The 20,894-nt window shown below is 71.0% G+C and carries 20 protein-coding genes; 10 read left to right on the top strand and 10 right to left on the bottom strand.

Translation table 11 applies throughout. The features are described from left to right. The first annotated feature begins 13 nt into the window (after positions 1-13). The 4 genes from M3M55_RS16505 (at position 14) to M3M55_RS16490 (ending at position 4,831) form a co-directional block, all read left to right on the top strand. On the top strand, positions 14-1,354 hold the full coding sequence (locus M3M55_RS16505; RefSeq protein ID WP_249010601.1) for a glutamine synthetase family protein: 1,341 nt from the start codon (positions 14-16) through the stop codon (positions 1,352-1,354). Further along, positions 1,351-2,037, top strand: coding sequence for a winged helix-turn-helix domain-containing protein (locus M3M55_RS16500; protein WP_249010600.1), 687 nt, complete (start codon positions 1,351-1,353; stop codon positions 2,035-2,037). The genes M3M55_RS16505 and M3M55_RS16500 overlap by 4 nt, the downstream gene beginning before the upstream one ends. Continuing rightward, on the top strand, positions 2,034-3,155 hold the full coding sequence (locus tag M3M55_RS16495) for an anthranilate phosphoribosyltransferase (protein WP_249010599.1): 1,122 nt from the start codon (positions 2,034-2,036) through the stop codon (positions 3,153-3,155). The genes M3M55_RS16500 and M3M55_RS16495 overlap by 4 nt, the downstream gene beginning before the upstream one ends. A gap of 113 nt (positions 3,156-3,268) precedes the next feature. Further along, positions 3,269-4,831 carry an MFS transporter gene (locus M3M55_RS16490; protein ID WP_249010598.1) on the top strand — a complete coding sequence of 521 codons (1,563 nt, stop codon included), beginning with the start codon at positions 3,269-3,271 and terminating at the stop codon, positions 4,829-4,831. Positions 4,832-4,875: 44 nt separating this feature from the next. Here M3M55_RS16490 and M3M55_RS16485 read toward each other — a convergent pair whose 3' ends face one another. From M3M55_RS16485 to M3M55_RS16475, 3 genes are all read right to left on the bottom strand, one after another. Beyond that, positions 4,876-5,343 (bottom strand): SRPBCC family protein, encoded by a 468-nt coding sequence (locus tag M3M55_RS16485; protein ID WP_249010597.1) that lies wholly within the window; start codon positions 5,341-5,343, stop codon positions 4,876-4,878. Between the two features lie 28 nt (positions 5,344-5,371). Then, the gene (locus M3M55_RS16480; RefSeq protein ID WP_249010596.1) at positions 5,372-6,808 is read right to left on the bottom strand and encodes a wax ester/triacylglycerol synthase family O-acyltransferase; all 1,437 of its coding nucleotides are present in this window, start codon (positions 6,806-6,808) and stop codon (positions 5,372-5,374) included. Positions 6,809-6,964: 156 nt separating this feature from the next. Further along, positions 6,965-7,735, bottom strand: coding sequence for an enoyl-CoA hydratase/isomerase family protein (locus M3M55_RS16475; RefSeq protein ID WP_249010595.1), 771 nt, complete (start codon positions 7,733-7,735; stop codon positions 6,965-6,967). Positions 7,736-7,892: 157 nt separating this feature from the next. Here M3M55_RS16475 and M3M55_RS16470 point away from each other — a divergent pair, with 157 nt between their 5' ends. Further along, the gene (locus M3M55_RS16470; protein ID WP_249010594.1) at positions 7,893-9,866 is read left to right on the top strand and encodes an acyl-CoA dehydrogenase; all 1,974 of its coding nucleotides are present in this window, start codon (positions 7,893-7,895) and stop codon (positions 9,864-9,866) included. 25 nt (positions 9,867-9,891) lie between these two features. Here M3M55_RS16470 and M3M55_RS16465 read toward each other — a convergent pair whose 3' ends face one another. After that, a complete protein-coding gene (locus M3M55_RS16465; RefSeq protein ID WP_249010593.1) occupies positions 9,892-10,827 on the bottom strand; it encodes a hypothetical protein in 936 nt (311 codons plus the stop codon). 152 nt (positions 10,828-10,979) lie between these two features. On the opposite strand from M3M55_RS16465, the gene M3M55_RS16460 reads away from it, so the two are divergent. Further along, entirely contained in the window at positions 10,980-11,666 is a 687-nt protein-coding gene (locus M3M55_RS16460; protein ID WP_249010592.1) for an acetoacetate decarboxylase family protein, read from the top strand. A 146-nt stretch (positions 11,667-11,812) separates the two neighbouring features. Continuing rightward, positions 11,813-13,615, top strand: a complete 1,803-nt coding sequence (locus M3M55_RS16455; RefSeq protein ID WP_371878776.1) for an acyl-CoA dehydrogenase — start codon at positions 11,813-11,815, stop codon at positions 13,613-13,615. 61 nt (positions 13,616-13,676) lie between these two features. Here M3M55_RS16455 and M3M55_RS16450 read toward each other — a convergent pair whose 3' ends face one another. Further along, positions 13,677-14,690, bottom strand: a complete 1,014-nt coding sequence (locus M3M55_RS16450) for a hypothetical protein (RefSeq protein WP_249010590.1) — start codon at positions 14,688-14,690, stop codon at positions 13,677-13,679. A 179-nt stretch (positions 14,691-14,869) separates the two neighbouring features. Beyond that, positions 14,870-15,490 carry a flavin reductase family protein gene (locus M3M55_RS16445; RefSeq protein ID WP_371878713.1) on the bottom strand — a complete coding sequence of 207 codons (621 nt, stop codon included), beginning with the start codon at positions 15,488-15,490 and terminating at the stop codon, positions 14,870-14,872. Between the two features lie 30 nt (positions 15,491-15,520). Between M3M55_RS16445 and M3M55_RS16440 the strand changes: the two genes are divergently transcribed. Beyond that, positions 15,521-15,739, top strand: a complete 219-nt coding sequence (locus tag M3M55_RS16440) for a hypothetical protein (RefSeq protein ID WP_249010588.1) — start codon at positions 15,521-15,523, stop codon at positions 15,737-15,739. On the opposite strand, the gene M3M55_RS17460 is transcribed toward M3M55_RS16440, so the two are convergent. Then, on the bottom strand, positions 15,697-16,431 hold the full coding sequence (locus M3M55_RS17460; protein ID WP_305883309.1) for a phosphatase PAP2 family protein: 735 nt from the start codon (positions 16,429-16,431) through the stop codon (positions 15,697-15,699). The genes M3M55_RS16440 and M3M55_RS17460 overlap by 43 nt on opposite strands. A 177-nt stretch (positions 16,432-16,608) precedes the next feature. Further along, complete coding sequence (locus M3M55_RS16430) at positions 16,609-17,187, bottom strand: hypothetical protein (RefSeq protein ID WP_249010586.1); 579 nt, start codon at positions 17,185-17,187, stop codon at positions 16,609-16,611. Between the two features lie 565 nt (positions 17,188-17,752). On the opposite strand from M3M55_RS16430, the gene M3M55_RS16425 reads away from it, so the two are divergent. Both M3M55_RS16425 and M3M55_RS16420 read left to right on the top strand, forming a co-directional pair. Continuing rightward, positions 17,753-18,832 carry a BtrH N-terminal domain-containing protein gene (locus tag M3M55_RS16425; protein ID WP_249010585.1) on the top strand — a complete coding sequence of 360 codons (1,080 nt, stop codon included), beginning with the start codon at positions 17,753-17,755 and terminating at the stop codon, positions 18,830-18,832. 26 nt (positions 18,833-18,858) lie between these two features. After that, the gene (locus M3M55_RS16420; protein ID WP_249010584.1) at positions 18,859-19,518 is read left to right on the top strand and encodes a transglutaminase family protein; all 660 of its coding nucleotides are present in this window, start codon (positions 18,859-18,861) and stop codon (positions 19,516-19,518) included. Positions 19,519-19,566: 48 nt separating this feature from the next. On the opposite strand, the gene M3M55_RS16415 is transcribed toward M3M55_RS16420, so the two are convergent. Then, complete coding sequence (locus M3M55_RS16415) at positions 19,567-20,295, bottom strand: anti-sigma factor (protein ID WP_249010583.1); 729 nt, start codon at positions 20,293-20,295, stop codon at positions 19,567-19,569. Next, a complete protein-coding gene (locus tag M3M55_RS16410) occupies positions 20,292-20,873 on the bottom strand; it encodes an RNA polymerase sigma factor (protein WP_249010582.1) in 582 nt (193 codons plus the stop codon). The genes M3M55_RS16415 and M3M55_RS16410 overlap by 4 nt, the downstream gene beginning before the upstream one ends. Between the last annotated feature and the right edge of the window lie 21 nt (positions 20,874-20,894).

The raw sequence follows: 20,894 nt of genomic DNA, 5'->3' as shown, positions 1-20,894 counted from the left end.
ACGCGGAATGGACATGGAAACCGAGATCACCACGCGAGGTCGGGCGGACGCGAACCGTCAGTACGTGCTCGCGACCGTGCGTGAACGGGGGGTGCGATTCATCCGGCTGTGGTTCGTGGACGTGCTCGGGATGCTCAAGAGCTTCGCCGTGCCCGTCACCGAGCTCGAGTCCGCCTTTGACGAGGGGGTGAGCCTCGACGGTTCGGCTCTGGAAGGCTTCGCGCGGCTGGCCGAGCGCGACGTCAACGCCCACCCGGACGCGAGCACGTTTCAGGTCCTTCCGTGGCGCCCGGGGGCAGCGGTCGCCCGGATGATGTGCGACATCCGGCTACCCGACGGTCAGCCGTTCGCCGGGGATTCCCGGCACGCGTTGCGCCGAACCCTCTGCCAGGCGGCCGAACTCGGGCTCACGCTCGCCGTCGGCACCGAAATCGAGTTCTTTCTCTTCGCCGATGAGGACGACCTGAGCCGGCCGCCGCAGCCGCTGGACCGCGGGGCCTACTTCGACCTCACCCCGCTCGACGACGGGTCTGACTTCCGGCGAGCGACGATTGAGTACCTCGAGCAGATGGGCATCCCGGTCAAGGCCTCCCACCATGAGGTCGCACCCTCACAACATGAGATCCGCCTCGCCCACACCGACGCCCTCGCCATGGCGGACGCGGTCACGACCTTCCGCCTCGCCGTCAAGGAGGTCGCCCGCGAGCAGGGGGTATACGCGACCTTCATGCCCAAGCCCCTCGAACATGAGTCCGGCTCGGGCATGCACGTCCACCTCAGCCTCTTTGAGGGGGAGCGCAACGTGTTCTTTGACCCGCAGGGGCAGGCACCCCTGTCGGGAACCGGTCAGGCGTTTCTCGCCGGGGTGCTCGCCCACGCCCCGGAGCTGAGCGCGGTCACCAACCAGTGGGTCAACTCCTACAAGCGGCTCGCGGACGGCTTTGAGGCGCCGGGCCGGGTGGACTGGACCCGCACCGGTGCGGCCGGACTCGTGCGGATCCCTTCGGCCCGTCCGGAGCGGCCGAGCGCCGCGCGGATCGAGCTGCGTTCCCCCGACTCGGCAGCCAACCCGTACCTGTGCTTCGCGCTCGTGCTCGCCGCGGGCCTACGGGGGATCGAACGGGGCTACCAGCTTGGTGCCGAGACCGTCGGCGACCTGACCGCACCGACTGCGCCGCGGCTGCCCGAGGATCTCCGTGAGGCCGTCAACGTCTTCCAGGATTCCGAGCTCGTGCGCGACACCCTTGGCGACCGCCTCGTCGAGTGGTACGTCCGAAACAAACGGGCTGAGTGGGACGACTACCGCCGCACCGTGACGGCGTTTGAGTGGCGCCGCTACCTGCGCAGCCTGTGAGGACGGTCATCGGCATGGGAGACGCCTGGATCTACAGCCCGCAGATCGACGCCGCCGATCCGCTCGCACGGATGCTCGCCGAACTCGGCTTCAGCCCGCGTCGGGTCGCCTCCGGGGAGCCTGCCCTGCGTCCCGACGATCCCGGCGGAGTCGGACCCGCCCTCCCCGAGGTGGCGATTGTCCTCGACGACACGAGCGTGTGTGACCGGCTCCGGGAGGACGAGGACCTCGCCGAGGTGCCGATCCTCGTCAGCGTCGCCGACTGCGACCTGCTGCCCGCCAACGGGGTCCTCGACGCGACCGAGCTGATCGTCGCCCCCTTCAGTGCCGCCGAGCTGGAGACCCGCATCGCCCGCGCCCGACGGGCGGTGCACGGCGTCGAGGACGGCGACATCGTCCGGGCCGGCGGGCTCGAGCTCAACCTCGCGACCTACCAGGCCACCGTCGACGGCGACCCGGTCGACTTCACCTACCTCGAATATGCGCTGTTGAAGTTCCTCATCACCCACCCGCGGCGGGCCTTCAGCCGTGAGGCGCTGTTGAGCCGCGTGTGGGGATACGACTTCTACGGCGGGGCGCGAACCGTCGACGTGCACGTGCGGCGGGTGCGGGCCAAGCTCGGTGCTGAGCATGCCGAGAAGCTGCAGACGGTCCGGCGCGTCGGCTACCGGTTCGACCCATGAGACCGGACGCTGACCGCCACTCGGAGACCGACGCCGACGGAGGCCCGGTGGGAGATGAGCTCACCCGCACCCTCGCCGACGCCGAAGGCCGCCACCACTACGACGGCTTCCGCCAGACGATCAAGATCGTCGGAACGGGTCGGCGGGGCAGCCGCGCCCTCACCTTCGCGGAGGCCCGCCAGGCGATGTCCGACCTCCTGACCGGCTCGGTGTCCGATGCACAGGCCGCCGCCTTCCTGATCGCGATGCGGATCAAGGGTGAGGAGGCCGACGAGCTCGCCGGACTCGCTCAGGGGCTGCGGGACGTCATCCCGGCTCCCCCGTCCGGCGGTCGGGACCGTCCGCTCGTTGCCTGCGTCGGCGCCTACGACGGCGTGGCTGACGCGCCGGTCCTGTCCCTCGCGGTCGCCGCCGCCGCGGCCGCCTGTGGGGCGGGGATCGTCCTGCACTGCGGGGACCGGCTGGGCCCCAAGTACGGGGCGACGGTCGCCGAGGTCCTGGCCGCTCTCGGCGGACCGGGCGCGCCGACGCTTGAGGAGTCCGCGGCGATGCTCAAGCGATCGGGTCTCTGTGTCGTCCACGCGGGGGTCGCGCTTCCCGGCTGGCGTCGCCTTGCGGCCATCCGCGACGAGATCGGATTGCGTGGCCCGGTGCACTCGGCCGAGAAGCTCGTCGACTGGTTCGGCGCCGACCGGTTCGTCGTTGGCCACACCCACGGCCCCTACGCCGAGCGGTTGACAGCGGCGCTGACCCGGCTCGGGGCGGTGCGCGCGGTCGCCGTGCGTGGCATCGAAGGCTCGGACGTGCTTCGGCCCGGGCGGCCTGTGGCGGTGGCGGCGATGGCCGCCGGCGCGGAGGCGACGCCGCTTGAGCTGCCCGAGATGCTCGGTGCGCGGGTCAGCGGCGGCGGCGGGGCGGACGCCTCAGCGTGGATCACCCGCGTGCTGATGCAGGGGGAGGCAGATGATCTGCTCTCCCACACGGTCGCGCTGTCGGCCGGGCTTCGTCTCTGGGTGGCCGGCCTCGCCGCCGATCCGCTCCGGGGTGCTCGGGCGGCCCGGGCGGCGCTTGCGGATGGCACCGCCGGGCAGGCCCTTGCGCGTGCGCTCGGTGCCTGAGGCTCACAAACGAATCTACCTGAGGCTCAGAAACGCCCTCGAAACACGGGGATCATCGGACCGTCACGGCGGCGTCATCGTCCGATGACCGGCCGGCCCTAGCGTCCCCGCCAATGACGACAACCACTGATGCACTCCCTTCTCAACCGACTGCCGCGCCGGCCCTCGACACGGTTCGCCGGGGCCGGCGCTGGATCACCGACTGGACCCCGGATGACCCGACGTTCTGGGCGGCGACCGGTCGGCGGATCGCCGCACGCAACCTCGCCCTCTCGGTGTTCTCCGAGCATCTGGGGTTCTGTCTGTGGGTGCTGTGGACGGTGATCGCCGTCAACCTCGTCAATGTCGGTATCCGGCTGAGCGTGCCCGAGCTGTTCTGGCTCACGGCGGTGCCGAACCTGATCGGCTCGATGCTGCGCATCCCCTACACGTTCGCGATCGCCCGTTTCGGTGGCCGGCGCTGGACGATCATCAGCGTCCTTGCCCTGCTCGTCCCGGCGACGCTCGTCGCGGTCGTTGTCCCGAGTGGCTGGCTCGCCCACCAGTCCCATTCGGTGCAGCTGTGGGTGCTGCTCGCCTGTGCGGCGGCCGCCGGGGTGGGGGGCGGGAACTTCTCCTCCTCAATGGCCAACATCTCCTTCTTCTATCCCGAGGGACGCAAGGGGCTCGCGCTCGGCATCAACGCCGCCGGTGGCAACCTCGGCGTCGCGGTCACCCAGCTGCTCGTGCCTCTGCTGATCGTGGTCGGAGTACCGGCCGCCGCGGTCGCTCTCCCCGTCCACCCGGTGCATCTCGCTGTCGCCGGACTCATCTGGATGCCGTTCATCATCCTCGCCGCCGCACTGGCCTGGTGGCGGATGGACTCCCTCGCCACCGCCCACACGGACACGCGGGCCTACCGCCAGGCGCTCACCAACCCTCACACCTGGATCGTCTCGGCGCTCTACGTCGGCACGTTCGGCTCGTTCATCGGGTTCAGCTTCGCTCTGCCGCTCGTCATCAAGACGAGCTTTCCGGGCTGGCTGGCGCACCATCCGGTGATCGCCACCGACCTCGGGGCGCTCGCCTTCGTCGGCGCGTTCGTCGGCTCGCTCACCCGCCCACTCGGCGGCTGGCTCGCCGACCGGATCGGTGGTGGCGCCATCACCATCGCCGCCTTCCTCGGAATGGCCGTCGCCGTGCTGCCCGCCATCGTGGCGGTCAGCCGGGGAGACTTCAGCCTCTTCCTCGCCGCGTTCATCGTCACCTTCGCCCTGTCGGGAATCGGGAACGGGTCGGTGTACCGGATGATCCCGTCGATCTTCAGCGCCCAGGCCCGCACCCGGGCGCGGCGGGAGCAGCGCGACGTCGGTGCGCTGCTGGCCGCCCACCGCCGCCAGGCCGCGGCGGTGATCGGCATCGCGGGGGCCGTCGGCGCCTTCGGCGGGTTCATCGTCCAGGTCATCTTCCGCCAGGCCTCCCTGGCGACGACGACGCTGCTCACCCGAGCCCAGCGGACCGCCGCCGCTGACCCGCACCAGCTCGCGCTGGTCAAGGCCCACATCGCGGCGGCCCACCGCGACTGGTCGCTGCCGGCACTGTGGGTGTTTCTCGCCCTCTACGTGGTCCTCGCCGGGCTCACCTGGACCGTCTACCGACGGCCGGTCGGCGTCGGGGCGGATGCGACCACCGTGTAAGGAGAATCCCGGGCGCGGACGGGCCGCCGCCGGCCCGTCCGCGTTCAGCTCACCCGGAAGTGCCGGGCGGTGTCGCGGAACGCGTTGGCGAAGATGAGCCCGTTGAGCGGCGCCCCGGGCTTGCCGAGCGCGGACGGTTCGATCCCGATCCGCCAGGTGAAGCGGCAGCGGTCCTCGGCGAGCGGCTCAACCACGTAATCCTCAACGAGGGCGTTGAACAGCGGAAGGTTCATCGACGCGCCGTAGAAGGTGTGGCGGCGGTTCTCCTCCCAGATGAAGAAGTGCTCCTGCACTTTGACGAGGCCGAGCACGGTCGCCTGACGGGTGCTGCCGACCCCGAGCGGCGCCGGTGAGGTCCAGGCGATGTTGAGGCCCCGGCACCAGTAGAGGGGGCGGTCACCGACGAGTTGGGTCCAGACCTGGTCGGCGGGCTGGGTGATCTCCCAGCTGTGGGAGAACCGCTGCGGGGCGGTCTCCAGGAAGCTCTCATCAACGGCTTTCAAGGTGGTCATCGCCGCCATTGTGCCGCCTGACACAGGATCAGTGCGCGTCGCCCACCATCGGCTCGACCCCGGCGGCCACGGCAAGCGCGGTGAGGGACTCCCCCGTGGCGACCGCGAGTCGCTGGAGGTGGGGGATCGTGTCCCGGCAGCCGACAAAGCCGAGGCCAACCGTTCCGGCGTAGCTCTGCATCGTGATGTTGAGGGCCATGCTGTGGATCGGGATGCTCACCGGATAGGAGGCCTCGAGGCGGCTGCCGCGCAGGTACAGCGGGTCGGCCGGTCCGGGCACGTTGGAGAGACAGAGGTTGAAGTTCGTCGGCATGCCCGCGCCGATCCCCGCGAGCGCTCCGAGCGCCTGGAAACCGGTGGGCGCCATCAGGTAGGCGCTGTAGGCGAGGATCGCCTGGCGGCTCATGCCTTCGAGCTGGTGCTTGGCCGCCGCCGTCGACGCGCTCACGGCGGCGAGGCGCTCGACCGGGTCGGCGATGTCGGAGCCGACCTTGGCGAGGATCGCCCCGATCGCGTTGCCCCCGCCGCCGTCATCCTTGGCCCGCACGTTGACGGGGAGGAAGGCGACGAGTGATTTGCGCGGCAGCTCGTCCAGTTCGGTGAGGAAGCTGCGCAGTCCGCCGCCGACGATGCTGATGAAGACGTCGTTGAGGGTCGCGTCCTGCGTCTTGCCGATCCGCTTGAGCACGTCAAGGGAGTACTGCTGGGTGGCGAAGCGCCGGTTGCGTCCGATCCGTCCGTTGAGGATGCAGTAGGGCGCGCGGATCCCGGAGGCGAGCTCGGGCCGGACCTTGGTGAAGGGGAGGAGAGGGCCGGCGATGCGCCGGCCGAGGGTGGCCGCCGAGCCGGTGTGGCTGGCGATCTCCCCGGCGAGCTGGCCCACTCCTGCGAGCAGGCCCGCACCGGCGTCGGTCGGCGTGCGTCGACGCCGCGGCGGCAGGCCGATACTGAAGAACAGCGGCTTGTCCATCTCCTCCGCAGTGATCGACAGGCTGGCGACGAGCAGTTTCATCGCGCTGTACCCGTCCACGAGCGAGTGGTGGATCTTCACGTAGATGGCAAAGCGGCCGCCCTCGAGTCCCTCGATGAAGTGCATCTCCCACGGCGGACGGGACATGTCGAGGGCGTTGGAGTGCAGCCGCGAGACGAGGACGCCCAGTTCGCGCTCCCCGCCGGGACTCGGCAGGGCGGAACGGCGGACGTGATAGTCGAGGTCGAGCTCGTCATCTGTGACCCAGGATCGGAACGGGGTCGGGACGAGTCCGGTGCTCTGGAGCTTACGGTTCCACGGAACCTTGACGTCGCGGTTGGCGAGCGCCTCGTCGACGAGGTCGCGCAGGTAGGTGATGTCAGCCCCCTCCGGGGGGGCGAAGATGAGCAGCCCGGCGACGTGCATCATCGTGTTCGGTCGCTCGCCCCAGAGGAACAGCGAGTCGAGCGCGGACAGCGGTTTGAGCTCGGGCACGACGACCTCCTTCACACGCGCCCGGGCGGGTGCGGGCGCGGCGGGTTGTGGAACCGTGGCGACATCTGCTCACACTACGGGGTCGGGTTGGTGGGGGCGCCGATCCGCGCGGGCGCTCGGTCCGGCCCGCGTTCGGCCGCCGCGGCAGTCGCCGCCTCAGCGCCCCTGGAACGACGCCTTGCCCGGACCGTCGGTGAGGAACGAGTGGACCGCCCCGCGCAGGTCTTCGCTGTCGAACAGGGCGCCGGAGACCTCGGGGACGATCGCGTCCGCGGCCCGGGCTGACCCTCGCACCGCGGCGGTGACGATTCGCTTGGTCGCGGCGTGGGCGAGCGTCGGGCCCTCGGCGATCCCGAGAGCGAAGGCACGGGCCGCGTCGGTGAAGTGGTCGTCGGCGAGCACGCGGTTGACGACGTTCCAGCGCTCGAGCGTCGCGGCCCCGAACAGCTCGCCGGTGAACACGAGCTCCTTGGCTCGGGCCGGGCCGGCGCGCTCGACGAGCCGCTGGGTGCCGCCCATCGACGGGGTGAGCCCGACGACGCGCTCGACGAGCCCGAAGCGGGCCGACTCCGCGGCGAGCAGCAGGTCGCAGGCGAGGCTGATCTCGAACGCGGCGGTGAGGGTGAGGCCGTGGGCGGCGAAGATCGTCGGCATCGGCAGGTCCTCGACCCGGTGGGTGAGGGCGAGCAGGCGCTCCCACAACTGAGCCCCCCGGGCGCCGTCGATCCCGTCGAAGACCTTGCCGACGTCGACGCCGCCGCTGACGACCTTGCCCTCGGCGCGCACCAGCAGCGCCCGCGGGGCAGCTCGCTCGGCCTCAGCGAGCGCGGCGTCGAGCGCGGTGCTCAGCTCATCATCGAACAGGTTGAGCGGCGGGTGGGCGATGGTGATGATGCCGAGCGGGCCGGCGCTCTCAAAGCGGGTCATGTCCGGGATCCTAGGCGGCGGGCCTGGGCTGGGCGCGGGTGGCGGCTCAGGGGCGCACCCCGTCCTGCCTGTGCGTGCCGCCCACCGGTTCTGTGAGACTGCTCTCGTGCCGCTCCCGAGGGCGGGTGGCCCTCGGGCCCCGGCCTATCCTTAGCCCATGGCGGTTGCGACAGGGTCGCCGGCGGCGACAGAACACGAGTTTGACCCCGAGGCCCTCCAGCGGATCCTCGATGGGCCTCACCGCGACCTGCGCGAGCAGATTCGCGGAATCCTGTCCCGGCCGGAGTTCACTCCGAACCCCGGACTCGACATGGACGGCTACCGCGAGCAGGTGATGGCGTGGATGCGCACGATCGCCGACTCCGGGGTCGGCGTCCCCGGCTACCCGTCCGCCTACGGCGGCTCCGACGACCCGGCGGCCAACGTTGTCGCCTTTGAGACGATCGGCTACGGCGACCTCAGCCTGCTCGTCAAGTTCGGCGTCCAGTTCGGTCTGTGGGGCGGCGCCGTCCACCAGCTCGGCACCCGGATCCACCACGACCGTTACCTCGCCCAGACGGCACGGGCGGAGATGCTCGGCTGCTTTGCCATGACTGAGGCCGGGCACGGCTCCAACGTCCAGGCGCTGGAGACGACCGCCACCTACGACCCCTCGACGCAGCAGTTCATCGTCCACACGCCCAGCGATGATGCGCGCAAGGAGTACATCGGCGGCGCCGGGCGGTCGGCGCGGATGGCCGCCGTCTTCGCCCAGCTGATCGTCGCCGGGGAGAAGCACGGTGTCCACTGTCTCGTCGTACCGATCCGCGACCAGTACGGCCGTGATCTCCCCGGGGTGCGGACCGCCGATGACGGGCTCAAGGCAGGCCTCAACGGGGTCGACAACGGGATGCTGTGGTTCGACAACGTCCACGTTCCCCGTGAAGCGCTGCTCAACCGCTACGCCGACATCTCCCCCGACGGTGTGTACTCGAGTTCGATCGAGAACCCGAACAAGCGCTTCTTCACGATGCTCGGCACCCTTGTCCAGGGGCGCGTCTGCGTCGGCGCCGCCTCGCTGTCGGCGGCCAAGACGGCGCTGACGATTGCGATCCGCCACAGCCTGCGCCGCGTCCAGTTCGGACCCTCTGAGGACGTTCCGGAGGTGCCGCTGCTCACCTACCGCACCCACCAGCGGCGGCTGTTGCCGCTGCTCGCGCGCACCTACGCGCTGCACTTCGCCCAGCAGGAGCTGACCGAACGCTTCGCCGCCGTCATGGCTCAGGGGGATGCGGCTTCCGACGATGACCGGAGGGCCCTGGAGACGTTGGCTGCCGGGCTCAAGGCGGCCAACTCCTGGCATGCGATGGAGACGATCCAGGCCTGCCGTGAGGCCTGCGGCGGGGCGGGGTACATGGCCGAGAACCGTCTCGGCGGGCTCCGGGACGACATCGACATCTTCACCACCTTCGAGGGTGACAACACCGTGCTGACGATGCTGTGCGCCCGTGGCCTGCTCAGCGACTACGCCCATGACTTCGGTGGCCTCAACCCGGTCGAGCTCGTCGGCTTCGTCGCCGGGCAGGCGGTGGAGACGGTCGTTGAGCGGCTGTTTGCCCGCCAGGTCGGCCAGATCATCTCCGACTGGATCCCGACCCGGGGTGGTGGCCAGCACGGTGACGGCGACGAGCGCTCCCTGAGTGACCCCGCCTATCTGCTCGACCTGTTCGAGTGGCGCCAGGGCCACATCACCGCGGCGGTGGCCAACCGCTTCCGGCGTGGCCTCGCCGAGAACGCCGAGCCCTTCGAGGTCCTCCGACGCGTGCAGGATCACCTACTGCTCGTCGGCAGCACCTACATCGACACGTTCGCCTTCCGGGCCTTCCGCCGGGCGGTCGACGGCTGTGAGGATCCGGCCGTCAAGGACGCCCTGGCGGCGCTGCTCTCCCTCTACGGGCTCGCAAGCGTCGAGGCGGACAAGGGGTTCTTCCTCGAACACGGCCGGCTCATCTCGACCCGGACCAAGCAGGTGACCCGCGAGGTCAACCAGCTCTGTGGCACGATCGCCGCCCAGGCCGGCCCGTTCGTCGACGCGTTCGGGATCCCGGACGCGATCCTGGCCGCACCGATCGGGCTCAGACACGCCGCCTGAGCCCGATCGCGGCGAGCGGAGAGGACTACTTCTTCAGCACCTTGAGGGCGACCTTCGCCGGCTTGGCCCCTGCGGCGGAGACGGTCAGGCGGTAGAGCCCCGCCCGGGTCCGCGTCGTCGTCTTCAGCTTGAAGACCAGCGTGTGGTGGGACTTGGCCGCCGGCGCCTTGACGAGCTTGCAGCTGTGCATCGGGGCAAGCCCCTTGCGAGCGCTGAGGCAGACCTTGACCGCCTTGGTGGCGGCCGCTCCGCTGTTGGTGAGCGTCACCTTCACCGTCGCGGTCTGTCCGGCGCGGACCGGGTGCGAACGGGCGGCGTGGAGGGCGAGCTTGGGTGTGACACTCGCGATCGCCTGGGCGGGCGTGATCCCGCGCGACACCCAGATCCCGCCGGGCCCGGCGACGAAGCTGTCGATCTCCGCACAGCCGGGACCGGTGCCGGGCGGCAGCGTCGACCAGGCGGCTCCGAAGGCACCGTCGCCGGTCGCCACACCGGTCGGGCCCGCCGGGAACCGGATCCCGGGGAGCGGCTTGGTCGCCGAGGTCGTCAGGGTGAGCGTGCCCGTGTTGAGCGTGCAGCTGCCGGTGAGGGCCGTGTTGATCGTCGTCAGGAAGTCCGCGGTCATCGTCACCGCGCCGGTCGCGAAGTCGACCGTCCCGGATGCCTGGCTCGCGAGGCTGAGGGTCGCCGTGCCGGGGGTCGGGCTCGTGAACGAGTAGGTCGGGACCGAGAAGGTCGACGGGTCGATCGTGAAGGCTCCGGTGGTCGGGTCGACCTGGGCGGTCGCTCTGACCGGCGCGGTCTTCGGGGTGACGACCTGAGCGTCACCGGTCACCGGCGTGTCGAGAACCAGGTGGTTGAAGGACAGGTTGACCGGGACGGTCTGGGCAAGCGCCGGCGCGGCGGCGAGAGCCATGGACGCGGCGACAGTGACCGCGCCGACGGCGAACTTACTGGGCACAACAACTCCTCTCATGGGGTACGCATGAGGGCGAGCCCCGCCTCACGACCGGTCATCCCGGACGCCTCCTCCCTCGCGTTGACGCTAGCGCACCTGGGAAGACGGAGCGGCAGCCGCCCGCCGCGCCCGGGTCTGGCAACCTTGCCGCACCGATGCTGACCGCAGAGGAGATCCTCACCATCCCCGCCCTGCTGCCCGACGGGCTGACCGACGCGGTGATCGCCGGCCTGCCCGCCGGCACGCCGCCCGCTCCATGGCGGTCCCGGATCGAGACTGCCGCCTGGGGGTTCCCCGCGACCCGGGCGAGCCTGGACGCGCTACCCGCCCCGCTCACGCCCGGGCCGCCGATCGGCGTCGCCGCCTTCATCTCCTACCTCGACGGCGCGGTCGGCCCCTACCACGAGATCCTTGCCAGCCCACGGGCCGTCCACGGCCCCGGCCTACCGCGCCTCTGCGGCCACGTGCCGTTCATCGCCGTCGACTCGCTTCCCAGCATCCACGGCGGCCGCACCAACTGGGCGCTGCCGAAACTGCCGGCCCGCTTCAGCGGCGAGCCGACGCGGGACCGGCGCCTCGTCGGGCACGGTGAGGCCTGGAGCGTCGCCGCCACCGTCCGGTCGGTCGGCCCGTGGCTCCCCTTCCGGGCCGCCGGTGCCAGCGCCCAGCCGTGGCCTGACGGCGGCGTGCGCAGCTTCTGTTCCCACTTCACCGGACGGATGCGCGCCGCGCTTCTCTTCGTCGATGTCGGCGGTCCACTCGAGCTCACCTCCGTCCTGCCCTCCGGGCGCCACCTCGGGCTCGTCATCCGCGGCGAGGTGACCGTCGGCGCGCCGCGCTGACGCCGGTCTGCCGCGGCATTTGACGGCGCCGGTTCCCGCGCCTAGGGTTCGGGTCCGCCCCCTCGCCGTCTCACACGACCGGGCGTGAGACGCCGCACCGACCGCCGCCCAGGAGCCCCATGACCGCCACCACCGGACCGCTGCCGCTGCAGTCGACGCTCATCTCCCGCCGGGATCTGCGCTTCCTCCTGTACGAGTGGCTCGACGTCGGTGCACTCAGCACCCGTCCCGCGTTCGCCGACCAGTCCGCGGACATCTATGACGAGGTGATCGCCCTCGCCGAACGGATCGCCGCTGACCGGTTCGCTCCCGCCAACCGGGACGGGGACGAGCACGAACCGCACCTCGCCCCTGACGGCACCGTCGTCCTCGCCCCCGGGCTCGCGCCCGCCCTCGACGCCTTTCACGCCGCCGGCCTCGGCGGGGCGAGCGCGCCGCCTGAGGTCGGGGGGATGGGCCTGCCCCAGGTCGTCGCCACCGCGGCGATGAGCCTCTTCCATGCCGCCAACACCGCCGCGACCGCCTACGCTCTCCTCAGCACCGGCGCGGCGAACCTGCTGCTCGCCAACGGGTCGCCCGAGCAGGTCCGCCGCTACGTCCCGGCGATGCTCGAGGGGCGCTACAGCGGCACGATGTGCCTGTCCGAGACCCAGGCGGGCTCCTCCCTCGCCGACGTCACCACGCGCGCAGTCCCCCAGTCCGACGGGAGTTTTCGCCTGTTCGGCTCGAAGATGTGGATCTCCGCCGGCGACCACGAGCTGACCGAGAACATCATCCACCTCGTCCTCGCCAAACTGCCGGACGCCCCCGCGGGGGTCAAGGGGATCTCCCTGTTCGTCGTCCCGCGCTTCCTCGTGCGCGCCGACGGGACGCGCGGGGAGCGCAATGATGTCGTCCTCGCCGGGCTCAACCACAAGATGGGGTTCCGGGCGACCGTCAACACCGTCCTTGGGTTCGGGGAGGGCGTGCACCGCCCCGGCGGGGCGGCCGGGGCGGTCGGGGAGCTCGTCGGCGAACCCCACCGCGGGCTCGCCTACATGTTCCACATGATGAACGAGGCCCGGATCGGGGTCGGTCTCGGGGCGACCGCGGTCGGCTACACGGGCTTTCTCAAAGCGCTCGCCTACGCCCGGGAGCGACCTCAGGGCCGTCCGGTGCAGGCCAAGGATCCCGCCGCCGCCCAGATTCCGATCATCGGCCATCCGGACGTGCGGCGGATGCTGCTGGCCCAGAAGAGCTTCGTCGAGGGCGCGCTCGCGCTGATCCTCTACTGCGCCCGGCTCGCCGACGACGAGCAGACCCTCCCCGAGGCGGCCGACCGTGAGCGCGCCCACCTGCTGCTGGAGGTGCTCACGCCGATCGCCAAGGCGTGGCCCGCGCAGTTCTGTCTCGAGGCCAACTCGCTCGCGATCCAGGTGCTCGGCGGCTACGGGTATGCCCGCGACTATGAGGTCGAGCAGCACTACCGCGACAACCGTCTCAACGCGATCCACGAGGGCACGAACGGGATCCAGGGCCTTGACCTGCTCGGTCGGAAGGTGACGATGGCCGGCGGGGCCGGCCTGCGGGCACTCGCCGAGCTGATCGGCGTCACGGTCACGCGCGGCCGTGCCCTCGGTGGGGAGCCCGCCGAACTCGCAGCGGCGCTCGAGACCCAGCTCGCCCGGCTCGGGGAGGTGACCGCGGCGATCTGGGCCGAGGGGCCCGAGGTCGCCCTCGCCAACGCGTCCCTCTACCTGGAGGCGGCCGGTCACACCGTCATCGCCTGGATCTGGCTCGAGCAGGTGATCGCCGCCGCCGGGCGGGACGGTGACTTCTATGCGGGCAAGCGGGCGGCCGCCCGCTACTTCTACCGTTACGAGCTGCCGGGCACCGGGCCGCTGCTCGATCTCCTCGCCGCCCGGGACCGGACGACCCTGGAGATGGAGGACGCTCACTTCAGCGTCTGAGGCGACCGTGTGGCACAGCGCCCCCGGGGTTGGGGGCGCCTCCACACGCCAGGAGGTGACCTCAGCTCGTGAGCAGCGCCCGGGTCTGGGGCGCGGCGAAGAACGGCGCGAGCCGGCGGCGCAGGAACGCTTCGAGCATCCCGTTCTCGGCGAGCAGGGTGAGGATCGGCGGGGCGAACCGGTGCGCCTCCTCGATCAGATCGGCGCGGCTGACCCCGAACTCCTCGAGCAGGCCCAGCAGCGTCATCTCGCCGTAGCGGTCAAACACGAACGCGACGCCCTCGGCGAGCAGCGCATGCAGGTAGGCGGTCTCCCGGAAGGCGAGCCAGAAGTCATAGCCGAGGACGATCAGGTCCTCTAAGTCCTCCTGGGTGACGGCGTTGCGCAGCGCGCTGACGGGGCGGTCGGCCTGCTGCTCCCAGACGCTCAGGACCGTCTCCTCGATCCACCGGTCCTCGGGGTTCTGCACTCCGCCCTTGGCGCGTCGCAGGAGCATCCGCGCCGCCTGGGTGGCCAGCTCCTGGAGGCGGACGTCGAGCTCCCGTCCGGCTTCGGGCGCGACGCTGCCGAGCAGCTGGCCGCCGGCCCCCAGCAGGGTGGAGAGACCCGGGATGCGCCCGGCGAGCTCCCGGTTCTGGGCGGCCGCCTCACTGGCGGCGCGGTAGAGCAGCTCGGCGAGGACCTCCACGACGAGCGGGCTCTCCAGCAGCCGCTCCTGCACGAGCGGCAGGGCGAGCAGCTTGGCCGTGAACGCCCGCACGTGCCGGCCGGCGATCACCTCCTCAAGCCGGTGGGCCTCCTGGGCGGGGTGCTCATAGAGCCGCGCGGCGATCTCGGAGGCGAGCTCAGGGATGGACCCGGGGATCTGCATCGCCACGACGTACTTGGTCGCGACGGCGGTGATCTGCTCGGCGCTGACGACACTCCCAAGGGTGAGCGTGCTCGCGGCCTCGAGTCCCGCGTCGATCTCCGCCTCAAGCAGCTGCGCAAGCCCGGCAGGCCCGAGCTGGGCGGCGAGGAAGGCGACCTGGGCGTCAAGGAGCGCGTCGGCGAGCGCGTCAGCGGAGTCGGCCATGCCCTCAGGCTAGACCGAGTTCCCCTGGGGGACCTTCGGTCGAGCGCGTGACCGGCCCCGGCCCGCGCCGCTGCGCCTGGCGCTCATCCCCGCGCCGGGCGAAGCGAGTGCGATTTTTCGTCGTATCGACGAATCCGTGAACCCGCTCGGCGCGCGTCCCCACGGTTGACGCGTCGGGATCAGGGGCGGAAGTGCCCCGGCCAGTCTGCGAACCCGATCCGGTCGATCACCTCGACCGTCCCGACGTGGCCCCACTCGTTCGCGCCGAGCCGGGCGATCGGGTCGAGCAGGTCGATCGCGGGCCGTCCGTCCCGCAGCGCCGCTTCTGCGACAGCGGCGTGCACGATCCTCCCCATCACCACCGTGCTCGCCCCGAAGCTGACGGTGTGGTGGAGCACGCACTCGAGCGCGACCGGGGAGGCGGCGACCCGCGGCGGCGCGACCCGCAGGCTCGGCTCGCGCTCGATCCCGACCGCGTCGAACTCACTCATCTCGGCGGGAAAGTCGGTGCCCGTCGCGTTCACCTCGGCGATCAGCGCCGCCGGGGTCAGACAGACGACGAACTCCCCGGTCGCCTCGATGTTGACCAGCGAGTCCTTGCGTCCGACGGAGGTGAACTGGATCACCGGCGGGGCGACCGAGCTGACGGTGAAGAACGAGTGCGGGGCGAGGTTGTCGACCCCGTCGGCCGAGCGCGAGGACACCCACGCGATCGGCCGCGGCACGACGACCGAGTTCATCAGGAAGTAGAACGCGATCGGATCGAGGCTGGCGGGATCGAAGTCACGGCGGGCCATCATCGAAGTGTGACAACGGTACGCTCCCACAGCATGGACGCTGCGGACAGCCCATCGGACCTGAGCCTCGCCGCGCTCTGTGACTGGGTTGCCGCCGGCGCGCACTGGCGTCTGCTTGACCACCACGGCGACCGGGTCAGCCTGCAGCTCTGCAGTTGCCTCGGCGAGCCGGTCGAGGCGGTCATCAGTACGGACCCGGCGCTGATCGCCTACCTCGGCGCGGCCCGCAGCGACGAGGATCTCGCGGAGTGACGGTGGGGCGGGCCTGTGAGCCCGCCCCACCGCCGGGCGTCGCCGGCCGCCGGGGACAGCAGCCACCGCCACAGGACGGCCAGCCACGTGGCGCCCAGCAGCCAGCCGCCGAGCACGTCACTGGGGTAGTGGACGCCGAGGACGACCCGGGAGACGCCGATCAGGACGAGAACGCCGAGCAGGGCGAGGATGAGCAGGCGGCGGATCGCCGGTCGCGGACGGGTGCTCAGGCCACACAGCACCAGCCCGCCGTAGAGGCCGGTCGTTTCGGTCGCGTGGCCCGAGGGCCAGCTGCCGCCGGTCCCGGTGGTGAGGTGGTGGCCGAGCGGGCGGGGGCGGTCGACCCAGCCCTGGATGAGGTGGTGCATCAGCACGACCCCCGGGCTGGCGAGGAGCAGGAAGACCGCCCAGCGCCAGCGGCGGGTGAGCAGCAGCGTGATGAAGGCGACGGTGAAGACGGTGTCGAGCCAGACCGGGGAGCCGAAGAAGGTGATCTGGCGCATCACCGCGGTGAAGGCGCCGTGAGCGGAGGCGTGCAGGTCGGCGACGATCGGGCCGTCAAAGCGGGGGCCGGCCGCCATGATGATCCGCCCGACCCCCCAGCCGGCGGTGAGCAGGACGAGCCAGACGGCGAGCAGCGTGCCCGCGGGGCTGTGCAGGAGCTCTGCAGGGCGAGGGCGGCGGGCCGGCATCGGCCGGCAGCTTAGTGCGGATCGTCGCCGATCGCCTGGGGATGTGAAGGAGTCAGAACCGATGTTCAGCGAGCGAACATCGTCGCCGTCAAGGTCCTCACGCGCGGCCCGCAGAGCCGCCCCACCGGTCCTGACGAGAGCCGGGACGGTGGGACGGGTTCTCGGTGCGGCCGCAGGTCAGGTCGTTACGGCCCGCGGGTGAGAGGCGCTGGGCTCCCGCCTCATCAACAGCGGCCAGCCTGCCAGGAGCACCAGCAGTACGCCGGGCACGAGGAAGAACCACGTGAAGAGCCGGAAGTTGACCAGACTGTCGATCGCCGCGTAGTTGGCCACATTTGCGGTCATCGTGGCGACCAGCGGCTTGTAATGGTCCAGCCCCGGCGGGACTTTGGTGAAGATCGGCACCAGTTTGGGCAGGCTCGACAGCAGGCCGCCCATCGCCGGAAAGCTGGTGGCGAGGAACTGCTCGACGCCAGCAGGGGTCATGTGCAGTGGCTTGGCGAGCGCGCTCACCATTTTCGGAACCTCGGCAGCCGCCTGCGTGCCTCCGATCGCGACCGCCCGCAGTGGCACGAATGTCTGTGAGTAGTAGGCGGCAGTCTGACGGACGCTGGCCGGCTGCATGATTGGGTGAAAGTTGTTCATCATTCGTTGCCCGGCCGCCGCTTTGCTCGGCAGGGACATGGCAAAAGGCGCGATTACCATCGCGACGCCGATCAGCAGGATCGGCCACAGGAACGCCCTCGGCTGTTTCATCCTCACTCCCTCACTTCGGTTGGTACTGCCGTGACTAGGGGCAGGCCCGCCCTCCACGGGATCCGCTCCGGGATGGGAGATGCATGACACAGTCGCGCTGGCGACGGGGTCCTCTCCCGACCTTGTTTTACCCTACAGAAAGTTACGCAGATGGGAAAATTACTTTCCCATCTGCCGGGCGGCGCGTACGCGACCGCTTTGGCCGCTCAGGCTCCGTGAGGATGATCTCCTGAGCACCTGGACCCGGCATCGGGTGAACGAACCCCTGCGAACGGTCCGGTGTCACCGGGCCCATGCCTCTGATCTGCGTGAGGTGGAGGGGTGGGTTCACCCGTCCGGACCCGAGCTCGGTTCAACGTTCGGGGCCGCGCCGGCCGGCGCGACGGATCGGGATCAGGAGGCCGAGGATGATCCCGGCGATCACGATCCCGACGATGATCTGGGCGAGGACGACGTTCACGACCGACCGGAGTGTAGGGAGGGCCGATCGCGTCGTGGGCGCGATCGGTAGCGTGGAGAGCGACATGCTGACGTTGTTGAGAGGCCGCCCGCAGAGGGGACGGGCGTGACGATCTCCGACCGTGAGAGTCGGATCGGCGCAGCGGAGCGGCTCGCGGGCGCGTGGGGACCCGGGCGGGTCGGGCCGGCGGATTTCGCCCATGCACGCGCCGGGCACTGTGCCTCGGGCAGTCTGCGGGACGTACTCGCCTTCTGCGGCCTCGACTACGGGGCCGGGCCGCTGTCGGAGGGGATGTGCTTCGGACTCGGCAGTGGCCTCGGTTTCCTCTACGCCGACGTGCCGGGCGTCCGACCCCCCGTCTACGTCGTCGGGCGGACCGAGGCGCTCGAGGAGAGCTTCGCCGCCAACCTCGGCGTGGGGTTGGAGATCGAGGAGACCGACGATCCGGCCCGGGGGCTTGCCAGGGTCGTTGACGAACTCGCCGCCGGGCGGCCCCCGATCGTCTGGGCGGACATCGCCGAGCTCGAATATCTCCGGGTGCGGATGTCGAACACCCGCCACGCGATCGTCGTCGTCGGCGTCGACCCGGGTGAGGGCGTGGCCTGGCTCGCCGACAACGATCGAGACGGCCTGCAGCCCTGCTCGCTCGCCTCTCTCGCCCGTGCCCGCGATTCCCAGGGCTTTCCCGGCCCGAACCGTCACCGTACGTTCCTGTACCGGTGGCCGGACCGGCTCGGAGATCCGGCCGTCGCGGTCGCCCGGGCGGTGAACGGGGCAATCACGAACATGCGCGACGGCGGGTCGCGCCTCGGTGGGATCGACGCGCCCGGCGGCCTCGCCGGGGTGGCGGCGTTCGCCGCCGCCTACCGGGACTGGCCGGCCCGGTTTGGCGAGCACTGCGGCGAGCTGCTCGGCGCCCTGTCGATCTTCATCGTCAAGGCGGGGACGGGCGGGGCGATGTTCCGCTCTCTCTACGCCGAGTTTCTCGCCGACGCCGCCGCGTTGCTCGATGACCGCCGGCTCGAGGAGACGGCGGAGGTCGCCGCGGCACTGGCCGGCGACTGGCGGGCGTTGGCCGCGACCGCGCGGGCGGGTGAGCATGGCGCCGGGCTGGCGCCGCTGGCGGCGATCGTCGCGGGCGAGCACCGGCTCGTCGAGGCGCTCGAAGGGTGGATCGGCGCGTGAGTCGACCGGGCAGGGAGAGTGACGCGGTGGGTCGGACGGACGGGCCTGGCCGGGTCGACGGGCCACCCACGCCCGACGATCTCGCGCCGACGTACTTCCTCGACTTCGAGGCACCCGAGCTCGCGTCACTGATCGAGGCGTCCGTGGCGGAGGCGGGCTCACCGACTGAGCGTCTCGCCCGCTGGTTCGAGACGGTCCGGGACGGGGTCCGCTATGACCCCTACAGCCTCGCGACCGATCCCCGGTCCTACCGGGCGAGTGCCGTCGCGGCCCGCGCTCGCGGCTACTGTGTGCCCAAGGCGATCCTGTTCGTCGCCGGCTGCCGGTCGCTCGGTCTGCCGGCCCGGCTCGGCTTCTCGGACGTCCGCAACCACCTGCAGACCGAGCGGCTCGCGCAGCAGATGGGCACCGACCTCTTCCTCTACCACGGCTACGGCGTGGTGTGGGTCGACGGCCGCTGGGTGAAGGCGAGCCCGGCCTTCAACCGGGAGCTGTGTGAACGCTTCGGGGTGGCGCCGCTGGCCTTTGACGGCCACACCGACGCTCTGCTGCATCCGTTCTCGGCCGACGGCAGCCGGTACATGGAGTACATCGCCGACCGCGGCTTCTATGCCGACCTGCCGTTGGCGGAGATCCTCGACACCTACCGCACCCACTACGGGCTGCTGCTCGACGCCCCCGTCTGAGCCGGGCGTGCCAGGCGGGCGCCTCCTCACGGGGGTGACGGGCGGGCGTCAGGTCGGCAGGCGGGTGCGGAGGACGTTCGGTCCGTGGTGGCCGGGGTGGAGTCCGTCGGGCTCGAGGGTGATGCCGAGCATCCGGTAGCCGCCCCGGTGGGCGGCGGCCGCGAGGGTCACCTGCACGTGGCCGCTCGCTCCGACGGTGAACGTGCCGGCGCTCATCCGTCCGTGGGGGGAGACGAACCACGCCTCATAGATCTCCTTCCCGCGCGTCGGTGCGAGATGCTCGACGCTGAGATCGACCTGAGTTCCCCACGGCCGGTAGCGGACGAGCGCAACCGCGCTCGCGTGCGGCTGGAGCCCGGAGCTGGCGAGCCTCAGCCGGAATCCGGCCGGGGTGGGGCTCCCGGGCCCAGGGACGGTGACGGCGAGGATCGCGATCAGGACGGCGGCGGCGAGGACGGGAACGAGTCGGCGTCGCGGTGACCGGCGGCTCGTCGCATGCGGGTGCTCTCCGCGGTTGCGGCGGCGCGGACGGAACGTGCCGGTGTGTGGGATCGCCGCGAGCACGGAGGCCTCGAGCATCGCCGGCGGCTCCGGGGTGGCGGCCTCGACCCCGCCGGCGAGATCGAGCAGCGGACGCAGGCGCTGTACCTCCGTGACCGCTTCCCGGCAGCGGGGACAGCCGGGCAGGTGGGCCTCGAACCGGGCTCGCTCCGCCGCCTCGAGGGCATCGAAGCCGTACCCGGCGACGAGGTCTCCGTAGCGGTCACAGCCGGTCATGGCAGCACCTCGAGCTCCTGCAGGGCCAACCGGAGGTTCGCGCTCGCGTAGTGCAGGCGGCTCTTGACCGTCCCGACCGGAAGGTGGGTGAGCTCGGCGACCTCGACGAGGGAGAGGCCGCGGAAGTGGACGAGCTGGATGACCTGCCGGTGGTCGGCGGTCAGCCGGGAGACGGCGAGGTGGATCTGGTGGCGCAGCAGGGCCGTCTCGATCGGCTCATCCGGATCGGCGGGGTCGCCCGGATGTTCGCCGGGTTGGACGGGCGGCCGCCGGCCCCTCCGGCGCTCGGCGTCGATCAGCGCGTTGCGGGCGATCGCGTACAGCCAGGTCCGCACCGACGCCCGCGCGGGTTCGTACCGGTCACTGTGATGCCAGGCGCGGGTGAAGACGTCCTGCACGAGCTCCTCGGCCAGCCCCGCATCCCCGAGTCGGCGCACGGCGAAGCCGTACAGCTCCGCGCCATAGGTGCGGTACAGGGCGCGGGTGGCCTCCTGGGAGTTTCGTCCCCGGAGGCCGGCCACCGTCTCCGCTTCTGTCTTCACCTTCAGGGATACGGCGGAGCGCCACGATTCGTTCATCGTCGCTGATCAGGATCACAG

Origin of the sequence: Conexibacter sp. DBS9H8 (assembly GCF_023330685.1) — a bacterium.
In the GTDB taxonomy this organism is placed as follows: Bacteria; Actinomycetota; Thermoleophilia; order Solirubrobacterales; family Solirubrobacteraceae; genus Palsa-465.
This window is presented reverse-complemented; position numbering and strand designations above follow the sequence as displayed.

What these genes read in the sequence shown, in the direction of transcription:
- M3M55_RS16505 (WP_249010601.1), top strand. Translation starts at nt 14, where the DNA reads ATGGAAACCGAGATCACCACGCGAGGTCGGGCGGACGCGAACCGTCAG.
- M3M55_RS16495 (WP_249010599.1), top strand. Translation starts at nt 2,034, where the DNA reads ATGAGACCGGACGCTGACCGCCACTCGGAGACCGACGCCGACGGAGGC.
- M3M55_RS16490 (WP_249010598.1), top strand. Translation starts at nt 3,269, where the DNA reads ATGACGACAACCACTGATGCACTCCCTTCTCAACCGACTGCCGCGCCG.
- M3M55_RS16485 (WP_249010597.1), bottom strand. Translation starts at nt 5,343, where the DNA reads ATGACCACCTTGAAAGCCGTTGATGAGAGCTTCCTGGAGACCGCCCCG.
- M3M55_RS16475 (WP_249010595.1), bottom strand. Translation starts at nt 7,735, where the DNA reads ATGACCCGCTTTGAGAGCGCCGGCCCGCTCGGCATCATCACCATCGCC.
- M3M55_RS16470 (WP_249010594.1), top strand. Translation starts at nt 7,893, where the DNA reads ATGGCGGTTGCGACAGGGTCGCCGGCGGCGACAGAACACGAGTTTGAC.
- M3M55_RS16460 (WP_249010592.1), top strand. Translation starts at nt 10,980, where the DNA reads ATGCTGACCGCAGAGGAGATCCTCACCATCCCCGCCCTGCTGCCCGAC.
- M3M55_RS16450 (WP_249010590.1), bottom strand. Translation starts at nt 14,690, where the DNA reads ATGGCCGACTCCGCTGACGCGCTCGCCGACGCGCTCCTTGACGCCCAG.
- M3M55_RS16445 (WP_371878713.1), bottom strand. Translation starts at nt 15,490, where the DNA reads ATGATGGCCCGCCGTGACTTCGATCCCGCCAGCCTCGATCCGATCGCG.
- M3M55_RS16440 (WP_249010588.1), top strand. Translation starts at nt 15,521, where the DNA reads ATGGACGCTGCGGACAGCCCATCGGACCTGAGCCTCGCCGCGCTCTGT.
- M3M55_RS17460 (WP_305883309.1), bottom strand. Translation starts at nt 16,431, where the DNA reads ATGCCGGCCCGCCGCCCTCGCCCTGCAGAGCTCCTGCACAGCCCCGCG.
- M3M55_RS16430 (WP_249010586.1), bottom strand. Translation starts at nt 17,187, where the DNA reads ATGAAACAGCCGAGGGCGTTCCTGTGGCCGATCCTGCTGATCGGCGTC.
- M3M55_RS16415 (WP_249010583.1), bottom strand. Translation starts at nt 20,295, where the DNA reads ATGACCGGCTGTGACCGCTACGGAGACCTCGTCGCCGGGTACGGCTTC.
- M3M55_RS16410 (WP_249010582.1), bottom strand. Translation starts at nt 20,873, where the DNA reads ATGAACGAATCGTGGCGCTCCGCCGTATCCCTGAAGGTGAAGACAGAA.